The organism is Cellulomonas sp. EB106-03-03-XG116, assembly GCF_058792015.1.
The window spans coordinates 21,289-36,913 of record NZ_JBYTEP010000011.1 but is presented as its reverse complement, the minus strand read 5'-3'; the positions used below and the strand labels follow the sequence as shown (position 1 = coordinate 36,913).

Annotated in this window: 13 protein-coding genes and 1 tRNA gene; 7 read left to right on the top strand and 7 right to left on the bottom strand. The window is 73.8% G+C overall.

Going from position 1 to position 15,625, the window contains the following annotated elements; translation table 11 throughout:
- The first annotated feature begins 44 nt into the window (after nucleotides 1-44).
- The 5 genes from tmk (at nucleotide 45) to AC3WUG_RS06915 (ending at nucleotide 4,295) form a co-directional block, all read left to right on the top strand.
- Complete coding sequence (gene tmk / locus AC3WUG_RS06935) at nucleotides 45-728, top strand: dTMP kinase (protein WP_492327004.1); 684 nt, start codon at nucleotides 45-47, stop codon at nucleotides 726-728.
- Entirely contained in the window at nucleotides 725-1,861 is a 1,137-nt protein-coding gene (locus tag AC3WUG_RS06930) for a DNA polymerase III subunit delta' (RefSeq protein WP_492327003.1), read from the top strand. The genes tmk and AC3WUG_RS06930 overlap by 4 nt, the downstream gene beginning before the upstream one ends.
- Before the next feature lie 68 nt (nucleotides 1,862-1,929).
- Nucleotides 1,930-3,450: an alpha/beta hydrolase gene (locus AC3WUG_RS06925; RefSeq protein ID WP_492327002.1), complete on the top strand. Its 1,521-nt coding sequence runs from the start codon at nucleotides 1,930-1,932 to the stop codon at nucleotides 3,448-3,450.
- Between the two features lie 115 nt (nucleotides 3,451-3,565).
- Nucleotides 3,566-3,638 (top strand) — tRNA-Thr (locus AC3WUG_RS06920).
- A gap of 453 nt (nucleotides 3,639-4,091) precedes the next feature.
- Nucleotides 4,092-4,295 carry a cold-shock protein gene (locus AC3WUG_RS06915; RefSeq protein WP_147796946.1) on the top strand — a complete coding sequence of 68 codons (204 nt, stop codon included), beginning with the start codon at nucleotides 4,092-4,094 and terminating at the stop codon, nucleotides 4,293-4,295.
- Between the two features lie 62 nt (nucleotides 4,296-4,357).
- Here the strand turns inward: AC3WUG_RS06915 and AC3WUG_RS06910 are convergent, their stop codons facing one another.
- On the bottom strand, nucleotides 4,358-5,449 hold the full coding sequence (locus tag AC3WUG_RS06910; protein ID WP_492327001.1) for a fatty acid desaturase family protein: 1,092 nt from the start codon (nucleotides 5,447-5,449) through the stop codon (nucleotides 4,358-4,360).
- A gap of 166 nt (nucleotides 5,450-5,615) precedes the next feature.
- On the opposite strand from AC3WUG_RS06910, the gene AC3WUG_RS06905 reads away from it, so the two are divergent.
- Together AC3WUG_RS06905 and AC3WUG_RS06900 are read left to right on the top strand one after the other, a co-directional pair.
- Nucleotides 5,616-6,005, top strand: coding sequence for a VOC family protein (locus AC3WUG_RS06905; protein ID WP_492327000.1), 390 nt, complete (start codon nucleotides 5,616-5,618; stop codon nucleotides 6,003-6,005).
- Nucleotides 6,006-6,096: 91 nt separating this feature from the next.
- Entirely contained in the window at nucleotides 6,097-6,396 is a 300-nt protein-coding gene (locus AC3WUG_RS06900) for a hypothetical protein (protein ID WP_492326999.1), read from the top strand.
- A 119-nt stretch (nucleotides 6,397-6,515) separates the two neighbouring features.
- Here AC3WUG_RS06900 and AC3WUG_RS06895 read toward each other — a convergent pair whose 3' ends face one another.
- The 6 genes from AC3WUG_RS06895 to AC3WUG_RS06870 all read right to left on the bottom strand — a co-directional run bounded on the left by AC3WUG_RS06895 (nucleotide 6,516) and on the right by AC3WUG_RS06870 (nucleotide 15,596).
- A complete protein-coding gene (locus AC3WUG_RS06895; RefSeq protein WP_492326998.1) occupies nucleotides 6,516-7,052 on the bottom strand; it encodes a hypothetical protein in 537 nt (178 codons plus the stop codon).
- A 488-nt stretch (nucleotides 7,053-7,540) separates the two neighbouring features.
- Complete coding sequence (locus AC3WUG_RS06890) at nucleotides 7,541-8,347, bottom strand: hypothetical protein (RefSeq protein WP_492326997.1); 807 nt, start codon at nucleotides 8,345-8,347, stop codon at nucleotides 7,541-7,543.
- Nucleotides 8,344-10,476, bottom strand: a complete 2,133-nt coding sequence (locus AC3WUG_RS06885) for a hypothetical protein (RefSeq protein ID WP_492326996.1) — start codon at nucleotides 10,474-10,476, stop codon at nucleotides 8,344-8,346. Before AC3WUG_RS06885 ends, AC3WUG_RS06890 begins: the two co-directional genes overlap by 4 nt.
- 12 nt (nucleotides 10,477-10,488) lie before the next feature.
- A complete protein-coding gene (locus tag AC3WUG_RS06880) occupies nucleotides 10,489-10,743 on the bottom strand; it encodes a hypothetical protein (RefSeq protein ID WP_492326995.1) in 255 nt (84 codons plus the stop codon).
- The gene (locus tag AC3WUG_RS06875) at nucleotides 10,740-15,170 is read right to left on the bottom strand and encodes a type VII secretion EssC family protein (protein WP_492326994.1); all 4,431 of its coding nucleotides are present in this window, start codon (nucleotides 15,168-15,170) and stop codon (nucleotides 10,740-10,742) included. Before AC3WUG_RS06875 ends, AC3WUG_RS06880 begins: the two co-directional genes overlap by 4 nt.
- Nucleotides 15,171-15,299: 129 nt before the next feature.
- Entirely contained in the window at nucleotides 15,300-15,596 is a 297-nt protein-coding gene (locus AC3WUG_RS06870; RefSeq protein ID WP_239198244.1) for a WXG100 family type VII secretion target, read from the bottom strand.
- Nucleotides 15,597-15,625 lie beyond the last annotated feature (29 nt).

Below are 15,625 nucleotides of genomic sequence, written 5' to 3'. Positions count from 1 at the left end.
CCCGGGGGGCCGGGGTGTCGGCGGGGGTGGATACCCTGGCGCGCGTGACGCTGCCCCACCCGCCGACGCCCGCGCCCCTGCCGACCGTGCCCGGCGGCCTGTTCGTGTCGTTCGAGGGCGGCGACGGCGCCGGGAAGTCCACCCAGTCCCGGCTGCTCGGCGACTGGCTGACCGGGCTCGGCCTCACGGTCGTGCTGACCCGCGAGCCCGGCGGCACCGAGCTCGGCCGGGTGCTGCGCCGCGAGGTGCTGCACGGCGGGCACGTCGACCCGCGCACGGAGGCCCTGCTGTACGCCGCGGACCGCGCGCACCACGTCGCGTCGCTGGTCCGGCCGGCGCTCGCGGCGGGGTCCGTCGTCGTGACCGACCGGTACCTCGACTCCTCCGTGGCCTACCAGGGCACCGGGCGCGACCTGGGCGCGCAGGAGGTCGAGGACCTGTCGCTCTGGGCCACCGGCGGGCTGCTGCCCGCGCTCACGGTGCTGCTCGACCTCGACCCCGCGGCCGGGCTCGGCCGGCTCTCCGCGCGCCCCGACCAGCCGGACCGGCTGGAGAGCGCGGGCGACGACTTCCACCGCCGCACCCGGGAGGCGTTCCTGGCGCGGGCCGCGGCCGACCCGGGCCGGTGGCTCGTCCTGGACGCCGCGCGCCCGGTCGAGGAGATCGCCGCCGACGTGCGGGAGCGGGTGGCGGCGCTCCTAGGCCTCGCCGCGGGCGGCGCGCGATGACGACCGTGTGGGACGACGTCGTCGGCCAGGAGCCGGCCGTCGCCGTGCTGCGGGAGGCCGTCGCGGACCCGTCGAAGATGACGCACGCCTGGCTGCTCACCGGCCCGCCGGGGTCCGGCCGGTCCAACGCCGCGCGGGCGTTCGCCGCGGCGCTCCAGGACCCGTCCGGCGACCCGCGGAGCCCCGGGTGCGCCACCGTGCTCGCCGGCACGCACCCCGACGTGACCTTCGTGTCGACCGAGGGCGTCGTCATCCGCGTGGACACCGTGCGGCCGCTGGTCGAGCTGGCGCAGCGCGCGCCCTCCCAGGGCCGGTGGCGGGTCATCGTGGTCGAGGACGCGGACCGGCTCAACGAGACGTCCGGCAACGTGCTGCTCAAGGCCATCGAGGAGCCGCCGCCGCGCACCGTCTGGCTCCTGTGCGCCCCCAGCCCCCAGGACGTGCTCGTCACCCTGCGGTCGCGCAGCCGGTCGGTGGCGCTCCGGGTGCCCCCGGTCGAGGCCGTCGCGGACCTGCTCGTGCGCCGGGACGGCATCGACCCCGGCGTCGCCCTGGTGGCGGCCCGCGCGGCGCAGTCGCACGTCGGCGTCGCCCGCCGGCTCGCCCGGGACCCCGAGGCGCGCGCCCGCCGGTCCGCCGTGCTCCGGATCGCCCCGCGGCTGCGCGGCGTCGGCGACGCGGTGCTGGCGGCCGCCGAGCTCGTGGAGACCGCGCAGGCGGACGCGAAGGCCGCCACGGAGGAGCGCGACGCGGCCGAGCGGCAGCAGCTGCTGCACTCCCTCGGCGCGGAGGGCCTCACGACGATCCCGCCGGCGCTGCGCGGGCAGGTCAAGCAGCTCGAGGACGAGCAGAAGCGCCGCGCCACCCGCGCGCAGCGCGACGTGCTCGACCGCGCCATGGTCGACCTGCTGTCGTTCTACCGGGACGTGCTGGTGCTCCAGCTCGGCGCCGACGTGCACCTCGTCAACGCCGAGCACGAGGAGGCGGCGCGCTCGGTCGCGGAGTCGTCGACGCCCGAGCAGACGGTCCGCCGGATGGACGCCGTGGGGGAGGCCCGCACCCGGCTCGAGGGCAACGTCGCGCCGCTGCTGGCGGTCGAGGCGATGCTCATCGCGCTGCGCCCGCAGGCCTGACCGCGGGCGGCCCGGCGGGCCGTTACCGTGGTCCGGTGACTCCCGCCTCGAGAGCCCTCAGCCGACCTGTGCCCGCGACCCGCCGCCGCGGGCTCGTGCGCGCCGCCGCCGTGGCCGCGGTCGCCGCCCTCGCGCTGGCGGGCTGCACCGCCCCGCGGGAGCAGACCGAGGTCACGACCGCGCCGACCGCGGCCGACGTCCGGGGCCTGGACGCGATCTACGCGCAGGAGCTCGACTGGCAGGCCTGCGGCGACCTCGAGTGCGCCACGCTCGTGGTGCCGCTCGACTACGCGGAGCCCGACGGCGACACCATCGAGGTCGCCGTCAGCCGGCACCCGGCCGCAGGCGACCGGCTGGGGTCGCTGCTCATCAACCCGGGTGGGCCCGGGTCGTCCGGCATCGACGCGCTGTCCTCGATCGCCCTGCCGCGGTTCGGCCAGGAGGTCGTCGACCGCTACGACCTGGTGGGCTTCGACCCGCGCGGCGTCGCGTCGTCGACCCCGGTCACCTGCGTCGACGGCCCGGCGATGGACGAGATCGTCGCCACCGACTTCGACTTCGGCACCGACGCGGGGATCCAGGCGGCCGAGGACGCGTACGGCGCCTTCGGCGCGGCGTGCCTCGAGAACACCGGCCCGGTCCTGGAGCACGTGGACACGGTGTCCGCCGCCAAGGACATGGACGTGCTCCGCGCCGTGCTCGGCGACGACACCCTGAACTACGTCGGCTACTCCTACGGCACGCAGCTCGGCGCGACGTACGCGGCGCTGTTCCCGCAGCAGGTCGGCCGCCTGGTGCTCGACGGCGCCCTCGACCCGACGCTGTCCTCCCAGGAGCTCTCGGAGGGCCAGGCGCAGGGCTTCGAGAACGCGCTGCGCGCCTACGTCGCCGACTGCCAGGCCGGCGCGGACTGCCCGCTCACCGGCTCGGTCGACGACGGCCTCGCCCAGGTGCGCTCGGTGCTCGACCGGGCGCGGAAGTCCCCGCTGCCGACCGGCACCGAGCGGCCGCTCACCGGCGCCCTCGCCTTCAGCGGCATCGCGCTCCCGCTGTACGACGAGAGCTCGTGGAGCTACCTCACGATGGGCCTGGACGCGGCGCTGTCGGGCGACGGCTCGGTCCTGCTCCAGCTCGCCGACCTCTACTACGACCGGAACGCCGACGGCACCTACGCGTCGAACTCCACCCAGGCGTTCTGGGCCATCGGCTGCGCCGACGACCGCGGCACCACCGACGTCGCCGAGATGCGCGCCCAGGCCGCCGCGATCGAGGAGGTCGCGCCCACCGTCGGGTACTTCTTCGGCTACGGCGGCGTGATCTGCGCGCAGTGGCCCGTGCCCGAGGCGGGCGGCCTGGACGACTACTCCGCGGCGGGCGCCGCGCCGATCGTCGTCGTCGGCACCACCAACGACCCGGCGACCCCGTACGCCTGGGCGGAGAGCCTCGCGGACACCCTCGACTCCGGGCACCTGCTCACGTACGAGGGCGAGGGGCACACGGCCTACGGCCGGTCCAACGCCTGCATCGCCGACGCCGTCGACGCCTACCTGCTCGAGGGGACGGTGCCCGCGGACGGCACCCGCTGCTGACCGCGGTCGGGCCCGCCCGGGGCCCGTCGTCGGCGGGGTGACGCGGCTCGCTTTGGTCGAGGCGCCGTCCGCCAGGTACAGTATCCGTGCTCGTCCGCCGCATAGGTGGGCGCGCGCCGCCTTAGCTCAGTCGGCAGAGCGTCTCACTCGTAATGAGAAGGTCAAGAGTTCGATTCTCTTAGGCGGCTCAGCTGGAGGCCCGGGAGTCCTCGTGGATTCCCGGGCCTCTTGCAGCAGTCCGGACGGCACCCCACCCGGTGCCGTCGCCCCCACCCTCCGCCGACGTCGTGCGGAGTGAGAGCAGTCGTCAGATCATCACCCTCAGTACCCGCACCACCACCCCCGCCGACACCGCGCCCGTCCAGTGGCGCCAGGCGGACGAGAACCTCTGGGCCGCCACGGCCGCCGGCGAGTACGCCGGCCTCATCGCCCGCGAGCCCGACGGCCACCACGTCAGCGACCACCTGTCGCGCCCCGTGGCCGTGACCCCGACCTGGGACCAGGCCGTCGCCGCGCTCGCCGCGGCCCGCCGTCCCACCGCGCCCGCACGCTGCGTGCGCACCCACCACCGTCCGCGCCCCTCGGGGCGCGGCACCAGGATCCGCGTCCGCGGTTCCGGTCCTCGAACGAGAGAAGACATCATGACCACCGGCACCGTGAAGTGGTTCAACGCCGAGAAGGGCTTCGGCTTCATCGCCCCGGCCGAGGGCGGCCCGGACGTGTTCGCGCACTACAGCGCGATCGCCTCCTCCGGCTACCGCTCCCTCGAGGAGAACCAGCAGGTCGAGTTCGACGTCACCGAGGGCCCGAAGGGCCCGCAGGCGGCGAACATCCGCCCGCTCTGAGCTGACGCGCGAACGCCGGCCGCCCCCTCGGGGACGGCCGGCGTTCTGCTGCCTCGGGTCGCTCAGACCTGGCGGTAGCGCTGCACCAGCGGGCAGTCGAACGGGTTCCGGGCCGCGAGCCCGACGTCGTTCAGGTACCGCACCACGATCGCGTAGGACCGCAGCAGGGTCGTCTCCGTGTAGGGCACGCCGTTGCGGAGGCAGTGGTCGCGCACCAGCAGGCGGGCCCGCTTCAGGTGCGGGCGCGGCATGCTCGGGAACAGGTGGTGCTCCACCTGGTAGTTCAGGCCGCCCATCAGGGTGCTCATCGCGTGCCCGCCGGTGATGTTCCGGGACGTCAGCACCTGCTTGGACAGGAAGTCCAGCCGGCTGCCCTCGGGGATCATCGCCATGCCCTTGTGGTTCGGGGCGAACGACGCCCCCATGTAGACGCCGAACACCGCGAGCTGCACGCCGAGGAACGCGAAGCCGATCGCGGGGCCCAGGAACCACAGCACCGCCGCGGTGTAGACGCTGAGCCGCACGACGAGCATCGTCAGCTCCAGCGTCCGGGCACGGGACCGCTCCTGCGCCAGCAGGCTGCGGAACGCCGTCACGTGCAGGTTCAGCCCCTCCAGCGTCAGCAGCGGGAAGAACGCCCACCCCTGCACCCGGGTCAGCGCCGCCATCACCCGGCTCTGCTTCGCGGCGTCCGCGTGCAGGAACACGATGGTGTCCGGCGCGATGTCCGGGTCCTTGCCGACGTGGTTCGGGTTCGCGTGGTGCCGCGAGTGCTTGGTCATCCACCACGAGTGGCTGATCCCGACGACGCCGTTGGCGAGGATGCGCCCCAGCCGGTCGTTCGCCGGTCCGGACGCCAGCACCTGCCGGTGCGACGCCTCGTGCGCGACGAACGCGAACTGGGTCAGCACGATGCCGAGGCCGCCCGCGATCAGCAGCTGGAACCAGGACCGGCCCAGCAGCACCGAGCCCGCGACGAGCGCCGCCAGGGCGATGCCCAGGCCGATCAGCAGCAGGACGTAGAAGCCCGGCGTGCGGTTCAGCAGGCCCGCGTCGCGGACCTGGCGGGAGAGCTCCTGGTAGGAGCCCGTCGACGCGGCCTGGTTCGGCCGGGCGGGCGCCGCGGTCGCGGCGGCGGGTGCGGGGGGTGTCACGAAGCGCGCTCCGAACGTGGGGGGTGGTCGACTTCCCAGCCGCTGGCGTGAGCGCGGACGCTCGTCGTTCGGATGCGTTCCACGCTACGTGCTCGCGCGCGCGAGCACCCGGGGGCTGTCCCCCCGATCGCGGGTGGATGTCGTGGAGGCACGGTAGGAAGGCGGTATGGAGCCGCGGATCAGCGTGGTGACGCTCGGCGTCACGGACCTCGACCGGCAGTGCGCGTTCTACGAGGCGATGGGATGGCCCGCACCACGCCGACCCGACGGGGAGGTGGCGTTCTTCCAGGCGGGCGGGATGGTGCTCGCGCTGTGGACCGGCATCGAGGGGCGCGGCGCGCCGGGGCTCGAGCTCGCGTACAACGTCCGGGCGGCCGCGGAGGTCGCGCCGGTGCTCGACGCGGCCGCGGCGGCGGGCGGGTCGGTCGTCCGGCCGGCGGCCCTCGCGGAGTGGGGCGGGACCTCCGGGGCGTTCACCGACCCCGAGGGGTACGTGTGGGAGGTCGCGCACAACCCGGAGTGGCCGATCGGGGAGGACGGGTCGGTCACGATGTGAGGGGCCAGGGCGGGCGCGGGTGTCGGGGGTCGGCGGGCCCGGGCCCCGGCGCGGTCCGGCGTCGTGGTGTGCCGCCGGTACGCTCGCGGCCGTGCCGTCGTACCGCGTGACCCTGGGCGTCGGGATGCTGCTCCCCGGCGTCGACCCCGCCACCCTGCTGCCCGCCGCGGCCGACGCCGCCCGGGCGCTGACGAAGGTCGAGGCGCAGGACGTCGCCGTGGTCGCGGGGGAGGCGCGGGTGGTCGTGCGGTACCTCGCGGGGGACGACGACTCGGCCACGAGGATCGGGCGGCGGGTGGCGGCCCGGGCGCTGGAGCTGGCGGAGGTGCGGCGGGCCGATGTGGCACGGCGGTCGGGGCCGCGCTGGGTGGCGGTGCGCGGGGTGGGGTGAGTACGGACCTCTGTCCCATCGTCGGTGGGGGGGCCGGCTCTCGCGCGGAGCGCGATTCGCGTCGGGGCCCCGTCGCCGGCGTCGTGCGCGCCTCCGGGAGCGGGACTGCGACCACGGCCTCACATGCCCGGGAGGTACGCCCGGACCCGGGCGCACGCCGCGTCGTCCCCGTCGTCGCACGCCAGGGAGTCCGCGACGGCCGCCGCGTACTCGTCGTCGTCGAGGTCGAACGCGAGCCACATCCCCTCGTAGAAGCTCTGCCAGTAGCTGCCCTCGTACGTGCCCGGATCGATGTCGAGCGTCTCGGCGAGCTCGGCCAGGTCGTCGAGGTAGCTCGTCTCCGGCGCGAACTCGCCCAGCCACGCACCGGATCCGCGGTCCTCCTCGGGATCGAGCGCGTCGGTCCCGGGCGCCGCGGTCGCCGGGCCTGTCGATCCGGCCGCCGTACCGCGCTCCGTCGCGACCGACCAGGGGGCCAGGCTCCCGGTGACGACCAGGACCACACCCCACGCGACGGACAGCACGACGGCGGTCCACGCCTGCCCGCGTCCGGCCCCGCCCAGGCGACGGGCATCGCGCAGCCCGAGCACCGCGAGGACGAGTCCGGGCAGCGCGGCGCCGCAGGCGCCGAGGACGACGGCGAGCAGGGCCAGCACGTTCCGAGGACGGGTCGCGGGCGGCGTCGGCGGCACCGCGTACGGGTCGTGCGGCGGGGGCAGCGGTCCTCCGGCCGGCGGTGGTCCAGCGGGCACGGGCGGAGGACCGGACGCCGACGGAGGAGTCGGTCCTGCGGGGTGCTGCGGAGTGGTCATCGGGGTCTCCTTCTCAGGTAGTCGGGGTGGTCGAGATGGCGACGTCGTCGAGCCCGGTCCAGCCCGCCCCGGGAGCGGCGGTGCCGGCGCTGAAGTCTGGCGCGTGGGGTGTCACGCGCGGTGTTCCACAGCGCACCGAGAACGACCGCCGAAGCGGCGGCGAGGCAGGTCGCGAGGACGCGTGGAGCGTCCGGCGGCGTGCCGCGGACCGGCGGACGCCACGTAGGTGGGGGCGGTCGTTGCTCGCCCTCCGTGATCTTCGCGTTGCGCGTTCGGCACTCGGTGCTCGACGGTGTCGTCAGTCACGGGCGTCGTCGTGCGGATCTCGCCGTTCAGAAGATCCACGGCTCACCGGTCTCGGGATCGATGCGGACCTCGCCGGTCTTCTCGTTGATCCAGGTCCCGTCATGCATCCGCCCCTGCAGATCGGGGACCGGCACTCCGTCGGGTCCCAGGAAGTCGCCGCCCCACACTTCCTGGCCGAAGGGAGGTGCAGGATCGAAGAAGCCGGGTCTCACCCCGGAGAGATCGCAGGCACCGGGATTCTCGTACGACCAGCTGGCGCCGGCGTCCGTGACCCGGATGTGTCCGGAGGCGTCCCGCTCCAGGCGATGCCACATGGGGTTGCCGCTCTTCAACGTGAGTACGTCATCGAGCGTCATCGGTTCGGTCGAGTACCAGTGCCAATGCAGCTTCGGGGTGGGAGAGAACTCGCACGTGAACACCGTCGCCTCGTCCCCCGCGGAATCCACGCTCATCACCTTCATGAGGTTGGGACCGGGTGCGTACTGATACTCATTGCGCTCCCTTCCGCTCCCCAGCGAGTAGGCGCCGCTCCGAGCCCTCCGGGCGAGGAGCATCAGGTGGTCGTCCTCCACGAGCTCCTTCAGGGCGGGGTTGGAGAAGTCGTGCGCATTCTGCGCCGAGACGTGGGCCGCGTCGGCCTTGTACAGGGCAGCCACCCACTCGTCGGACATGTTCGGTGCGCCGAGCGGCCAGTCGATCGCCGGGACGCCGTCGACGACCTCGTCGGGCTCCCACCTCGCCGGCTCGTCGTAGGGCGAGCACGCCGACACGAGGGCGATGCCGACGGCGGCCGCGATGCTGGTCAGGCTGGTTCTGCGCCGGGCGGCGGTCATGCTGTCTTCGCCTCGTCCAGGCGGCGGACCTTGTCGTCGTACCACCCCATGATCGAGTCGAGGTACTGGTCGGCGGACTGGCCGCCCTTGTGGACGACCTCGGGCGGGACCCATCCCTCGATGAGACCCAGCAGTGTTTCCCGGGCCTCGTCGGCTCGTTCTTTCGCCGGGCCCGTGTTCCGCCAGAGGTCATCGAGTGCGGTGTCGTACTGGTTCGCCCAGCTCTCCAGGGCGAGGTGCTCGGCCCCGGCCAGCACCAGGCTCGCGGCGATCCCGCCCTTGCCGGCCAACTCGCCCGCACCCAGCCCGGCGGTCGCCAACGTTCGCTCGACGGTACGGTCGCGCATCGCCGCTACCGCGAGCTCGTTCCCGAGCTGAGCGCCGTCGATCATCCCGAGCAGTCCGGCGATGCGCTCCAGGGCGTCGTTGTGAGTGAAGTCCGCCGTGGAACCGACCGAGGCGACGAGCCTGCCCTGGAGGTCCTTCGTCGCGTCCAGCAGCGCCCCGGAGGCCGCGTCGCTGCTCCGCACCTGGCCCAGCAGGAACGAAAGAGCGTCCCGTGAGATCTGCGTGGTCCAACCCTGCATGCCGAGCCAGTGGACGACTTTTCCGTCGGTCGCGACCGTCGAGCTCGACTCCAGAGTCGTGGTCGAGTCCGCCCAGACCGGTAGCTGGGCAGCGATCACTCCCGCCAGGGCGAGCAGCGCCTCGTCGTCCATGACTCCGGAGAACCGCGAGCCGCGATCCGTCCAAGCATCGATAATCGCGGCGTTGACCTCCGCGAGCTTCCTCGCGACACCCGGGTCCATGTCGGGTCCGAGAAGGCCCCCCGGGACGGTCTGAAGCGCTTCCCAGACGAGCATCGGCCCGGCGTAGCCGCCCGCGTCGTGCCAGTTGCGCTCCTGGTACCAGTGAATGATCCGGTCGTGGCCGCGCGTCGGATCGGCCAGCCAGTCGAGGGTCGACTGCGGATCACGAGCGAGGTGGCGGAAGATCGAGTCGGCCGGGTCGATGACGCGGGGGCCCTCGCCGAGCATCCGGTAGACCAGGTCAGGCGCCATGCCGACCCTGGGCACGACGTTGAGGACGAGGGCGTACAGGGTGCCGTTCTTGCGCTCCCAGTCCAGGATCGCGTCGGCTGCGGCCTGGACGAGGGTGCTGCTCATCGGCGCGACCTCGGGATCGCCGAAGAGATAGGCCACGGAGAGCGTGCTGCCGGGGGCATCGATGAGCGCCGAGATGTAGTCGGCCGCCTCCGAGGCGCTCCACATACTCGATGCCGACGACAATGCGTCGCGGAGTGCCGACTGGACGTCGCCCGCGATGGCGCTGCGGCCGTCGATCAGCGCTTGGTCCAGCACCATCAGCATCCGTACCAGCCCCGACCCCCCGAGGCCCTCGAGGAAGTCCCGCATCATCGAGGGGTCATCTGCCCAGGTGTCGAGGAGTGCGAGCAGGCCGGGGAGCGAGGTCGTGTCGCCTTGCAGCGTCAGCGTGCAGAGGTCCAGCAGCGCTCGACGGATGGATTCGACGTCGAAGTCGGCCGGTCGGCGAACTCCTGCCTGGGCGAGGGCCGACCCGGCGGCCGCCCAGTCGCCGATGGCGACACCGCCAAGAGCCGCTGTGACCTTGATGTCCGCCGCCTGGCGTCTGCGAACGAGCTCGGCTCGCTCCAGGGCAATGGTGGCCAGTGCAGACTTCGCGGCTGTGCGCGGGTCCGGCACGCACGCGCGGCCCGAGGACTTGGCCGCGTTGGTGGCGGCTGCCGTGTTGGGCGAGACGTAGGCGGGGGCTGCGGCGAGCTGCTCCTGTGCGGCCTCGGTCCGGAGCTTCAGCGCCCGGGTCTCCTCGGCGATGGATTCGACCTCGTTGGCGTAGATCATCAGTGCGGCGCTGTACGGTGCGAGCGCGTTGATGAAGGAGTTCAGGCGCGACAGGTGCGCTGCGCACGATCCACGGAAGGCGTCTCCAGCGGCTCCCTTCCACTCGTGCGTGGTGACAGGCTCGTAATGCGCACGGAAGGTCGTTCGTGCGTGGTCGAGGGTCAGGACGATGGTGTTCATCGCCCCCGAGCGAGCGCGGAGCGCTCCGGTGTCGCCCGATCCCGGGTCCTGGCTGGTCCAGTTCATCTCGACCTCCTCCTAGAGCGACGCGTCGGTCGTTCGGTACACGTCGACCGCGCTGACGGCGCCCTGCCCGAGTCGGAACATCTCGGCGGCGGCGCCGAGCAGCTGCTCCCCGACGGTGACGGACAGCGAGGCGAGGGCGGCGTCGACCGCGGGGCTACCCGACGCGCACGACGGTCCCCATCCGGGGCCGGGCATGAGCTGTGCCGCCGTGCGGATGCCACCCCCCGCGGCGGTCACAGCAGAATGGTTGACGGTCAGCTCGGTCATGTCAGAACTCCTGTCGATGTGGCACCGGGCTCGACGACCAGCGATCCCAGGTCGGGGAGCGGCAGCTGGACGCGGCTGACTCGGCCCGATGCGACGAACATCCCGCGCCCGGGGGTGAGATCTGTGGGCCGGGTCCTCGGGAGCGAGACCCCGACGAGACCGGGACCGTCGTCCTGCGCGGGTTGGAGGAGGAGGGCGCGCTTGGCTTTCCGCGCCTCCAGCACCGGACTGCTGAGCGATGACCACGAGGTGCTCTCCGCCTCCGCCAGGACGAGGTGCCCGTTCCGTCGCGCTGAACGGATGGCAGCGCTCAGCGGCATCTCGAGCTCGGTGCTCCCCAGATCAGCGAACCCTTCGATCGCCAGCGTCAGCGGAACGCCGTCCTCGGCGGGCTGCTCGAGGTCTGCCTGGACCTCGAGCAGGAGAGCGCGCATGTCGTCGACGCGATGTGCGCCTCGCCGCCACCACGGAGCCCGGCCGGCCGCGGACCGCGCCGGTCCCAGGAAGTAGAGGGGGGCATCCGGTCGGTGCCGGTGGAGCGCGAGCCCGAGCGCCACCAACGCGGTCGTCCGCCCGGATCCTGAGCCTCCGGCGATCATGAGAACGCCACGTCGGTCGAAGCCGAGCGGAGCGAGCGTCGCGTCGTCCACCCCGAGAACCGGGTCGTCCCCCACCGCCGCAGGCATGGATGCCGCCGGGATCACGGGCTCCAGCCTGCGCACGGCAGGCGCGGTCGGGACACCGGCGTGGCGGAGCTGATCGGCGATCTTCGCCACCTCGGCAGCCTGCACGGCGAGATCCGCGGCCCCAGCCGGCACCGCGATCTGCACCTCATCGGCAGTCCCGGCGAGAGCACCGCGGCCGGAGGGAGCGTCATCGCCCAGCACGTCGCGCGCTAGCCCGAGCTGGGTCTTGGTGTTCTCGTCGCTCTGGCGCAGGACGAGGCGGAACGGCATCGAGGCCGACATGGCGGTGGGGATCGCCGCCGGCCGTTCCGCCGCGAGTACGGCGTGCACTCCCAGCGGTCGACCTTCGGCGACGAGCCGGGAGATCCCCGCGACCACGTGCATCGTCTGACTGTCACTCTCCAGCGCCTCGCGAAGCGCTCCGATGCCGTCGACCAGAAGGTAGACGCGAGGCTCGTCGACACCGGAGAGCGCTCGGTACTCGTCGACCGACGAGGCGTGGCTCGCCGCGAAGCGGGCCGCGCGCGCGTCGAGCAGTGCCACGAGATCCGAGACCAGCCGTGATACCCGCTCGACGTCGGCGATCGAGACGACGCCGCCGACCTGTGGCAGCTCCTCCAGCATCCCCAGTGCGCCACCAGCGGCGTCGAGCCCGTAGATCCGCACGTGCCCTCGGGCAGAGGCGGCGGCGACCGCGACCGTCCGCAAGAAGGTCGACTTGCCTGCGCCCGATGTGCCGAAGACGACGCAGGCCCCGTCTCGGTCGGGTCGGTACGTGAACGTGCGTTGCGTCTGCTCGTCCGGGACGTCGATCACGCCCAGCGCGAGCTCTCCGTCTGCGCACTGGCCCTCGACGTCGAGGGGGATGAGGTGAGGGAGCGAGGGCAGCCACGGTCGCCGCGGCGCTGGGACCCCGGCCTGCTCCGCGGCGCGCCGCAGCGTCGCCACCACCCGCGCGGCGTCGGTCGGCCCCTCCGCTGGCCGCTCGAGCAGCGCCTCCGGCGGCGGTGGCACCGTCCACTCCTCCCCGGGCCCGAACGCCAGCGTCTCGATGCCCACCGACACCGGCGGGGGTGCGCTGTCGGACCGCCCGCCGACGTAGCCGGTCTGGAACATCGCGAGCCGCCCCGGCCCGGTCCGCACGGCGCCGCGCCCCGGGATCCGGGGGTCGAAGTGGGCCGCCATCGGGGAGCCGAGGACGTCGCTGGAGTCGGCCTCGTCGGCCATCCGCAGGGCGATGCGCAGGTTGGTGTTGGCGCGCAGGTTGTCCTTGATGACCCCGGCGGGGCGCTGGGTCGCGAGGACGAGGTGCAAGCCGAGGGAGCGCCCGCGCTGGGCGACGTCGACGACGCCGTCGACGAACTCGGGGATCTCCTGGACGAGGGCGGCGAACTCGTCCACGACGATCACGAGGGCCGGCGGGGTGCGGGGGTCGCCGGTGCGCTCGAGCGCGAGCAGGTCCTTGGCGCCGGCCTGGGCGAGCAGGTGCTCGCGGTGCCGGAGCTCGGCGCGCAGCGAGGTCAGGGCACGCCGGACGAGGTGGCCGGCGAGGTCCGTCACCAGACCGACGCAGTGCGGCAGCTCGACGCAGTCGGCGAAGGCGGCGCCGCCCTTGTAGTCGACGAACAGGAAGGTGACCCGGTCGGGGGAGTGCGCGGCGGCCATGCCGAGGACCCACGCCTGGAGGAACTCGGACTTGCCGGCGCCGGTCGTCCCGCCGACCAGGGCGTGCGGTCCCTGGGACCGGAGGTCGAGGACGAACTCGCCGTCGGTGCCCTGCCCGACCACGCCGCGCAGGTGCGCGTCGGACGACCGCCGGGCGGGCGGAGCCGTGCGGTCGAGGACCGACCCGGTCTCGTGCCAGCGCTCCACGACGGCACCGGCGTCCTCGGCGATCTCCGGCCCGGCGATCGCGAGGTAGCCGGCGGACCGGGGCAGGTCGGACTCGTCCAGGGTGAGGGCGCCCGCGTCGGTCACGCCCGCCAGGTGCCGCCCGAGGGCCGTGGCGGTCTCGGCGTCGAGGGTCTCGGGGTTGACGTCCCACCACTGGCCGTCGGCGGTCCGGCCGGTGCGCGCGCCGCGCTCGTCGGCGACCAGGACGGCGCGGCAGGAGGCCGGCAGCCTGCGCTGGGTGTCGGCGCGCCAGACGACCACGACCCCGGCGGCGAGCCCCTCCTCGGCGATCCGGACGAGCCGGCCGCGCTCAGCCGGGGCGTCGTCCTCGACGAGCAGCACGACCCAGGGCAGCGCGGTCCCACCGCGGGGCCGGGAGCCCTCGAGGCGGTGGGCGATGAGCTCCTCGACCTGCGTGACGACGGTCGCGCACGCGGCGGGGCTGGACGCGAGGTGCGCCCCGAGCGGGGAGTGCGCCGAGTCGACGTGCGGCAGCCACGACAGCCACTCCCAGCGGGACGCGCTGCTCCGTGACGCGAGGCCCGCGACCACCACCTCGGCCGGCGAGTGCAGGCACGCGACCTGCGCGAGCAGCGCGCGGACGACGGGGACCGCGTGCTCGGGGTCGCCGGCGACGCCCAGCACGCCGAGGTCGGTCAGGTCGACGGTGTGCGGGACGCCGTCGACGTCCCGCAGCTCGTCCAGCACGTCCTGGAGCTCCTGCCACAGGCCGGCGTCGGCGGAGCCGCGGGACGGCTCCTCGACCGTGGTGCGCGACGGTGCGGTGCCGGTGCCGACCCGGACCGCGAGGAACCCGGGCTCCCCGGGGCGGGTCGACCACAGGACGGGCGCGAGGCCGAGGGCGGCTCCCACGCTCTCCCGCGTCGCGGGGGCCTCCGCGAGCCGCGACTGCCGCTCGGTCTCGTGGTCCGCGCGGACCTGCGCGCGCAGCAGGTCGAGCCCGTCGTGGAAGGCGGCGGTCTCGGTGACGAGCTTCCGCTTGCCCGTGCTCCGGCCGTTCCACCAGTTGGCCACCATCATGAGCGGGCTGAGCGCCACGAACATGAGCGACATCGGGTTGCGGGTGAACGCGTACATCGCGGCGCCCATCACCATCGGCCCGACGAGCATCAGCGCCGGGAAGCGCGAGGGCGTCGGCGGGGTGGGCACGTCCGGCGCGGGGACGGTGCGCTCGGGGTAGCGGGCGACCAGCCGCGGCGAGCGGTTGTAGGCCATCACCGCCCCCGACGCCCCGGCGGTGTGGGTGCGGGCCTCGGGGTCGATCACGAGGACCTGGAGCTCGGTGCCGCCGAGCACGAGGATGTCGTCGGGACGCAGGACGCCGCGGGTCACGGCGCCGTCGCCGATGACCACGCCGTTGGCGGAACCCGCGTCGACGACCTCCACGACGTCGCCGACGAGCAGCCGCGCGTGCAGGCGGGAGACCTGGGGGTCGGTGAGGCGCAGGTCGCAGTCGGGGCCGCGGCCGATCGTGGCGGTGCCCGCGGGAAGGTCGAGCTCGCGGCCGGAGTCGGGGCCGGCGACGACGACCAGGCGGACGACCGCGGGCGCCTCGGCGCCCTCCTCGCGGTGGTCCGCCGCGGCGACGGTGATGGTCGACCCCGCGCGGAAGCCCGACTCGCTGAGGGTGGTCGCGGGATCGAGCGTGCGGAGCTCGACGTCGTCGGGCCGGTGGATGCGGAGCACGCGAGGTGGGGGCGGGGCGCCGACGGGATCCGCACGGACCAGCGCGTCGGCGAGGTCGCCCGTGGTGGCCGTGGCGTCGGTGGTGATCGTCACCGGGGTCGCCGGCGCGTGCGGTCGGCGCAGGACGACGCGGGTGCGCATGGCTCCTCCGGGACGGGACGGGACGGGAGAGGACGGTGGGCCGGTGCGCGCTGCGGCGGGTGCCGCGCGGGTGCGGCGCGCGCGACAGCCGTGCGGGAGGGTGGCACTCCTCCCGCACGGCGGACACGGTCAGCCGCGCAGCCGGGCGGCGAGCTCCGTGTCGGTGTCGCGGAGCACCTGGGCGGTCGTCCGCAGGTTCAGCGAGATCTGCGTGAGGTTCTCCACGGTCGTCGTGGCTGCGGTCGTGAACTGCTCGTAGCTCTGGTTGAACGCGCCAGAGGCCTGGTCGGTGACGAAGCCGGAGGAGACGAGGTTCTGGATGAACGCACGGAGCTGCGTGAGCTGGTCCGTGAGCTGGTCTCGTCCTGTGGTCAGCCTGTCGGCTGCCACGGTCATCTCCTCGAACGTCACGTTCATGTTGGCCATGGGGGACTCCCTCGTCGTCGGTGGCGGGC

Coding starts and splice junctions, on each gene's coding strand:
- AC3WUG_RS06870 (WP_239198244.1), bottom strand. CDS start 15,596: ATGGCCAACATGAACGTGACGTTCGAGGAGATGACCGTGGCAGCCGAC.
- AC3WUG_RS06885 (WP_492326996.1), bottom strand. CDS start 10,476: ATGAACTGGACCAGCCAGGACCCGGGATCGGGCGACACCGGAGCGCTC.
- AC3WUG_RS06890 (WP_492326997.1), bottom strand. CDS start 8,347: ATGACCGCCGCCCGGCGCAGAACCAGCCTGACCAGCATCGCGGCCGCC.
- AC3WUG_RS06905 (WP_492327000.1), top strand. CDS start 5,616: ATGGAGCCGCGGATCAGCGTGGTGACGCTCGGCGTCACGGACCTCGAC.
- AC3WUG_RS06930 (WP_492327003.1), top strand. CDS start 725: ATGACGACCGTGTGGGACGACGTCGTCGGCCAGGAGCCGGCCGTCGCC.
- AC3WUG_RS06875 (WP_492326994.1), bottom strand. CDS start 15,170: ATGCGCACCCGCGTCGTCCTGCGCCGACCGCACGCGCCGGCGACCCCG.
- AC3WUG_RS06880 (WP_492326995.1), bottom strand. CDS start 10,743: ATGACCGAGCTGACCGTCAACCATTCTGCTGTGACCGCCGCGGGGGGT.
- AC3WUG_RS06915 (WP_147796946.1), top strand. CDS start 4,092: ATGACCACCGGCACCGTGAAGTGGTTCAACGCCGAGAAGGGCTTCGGC.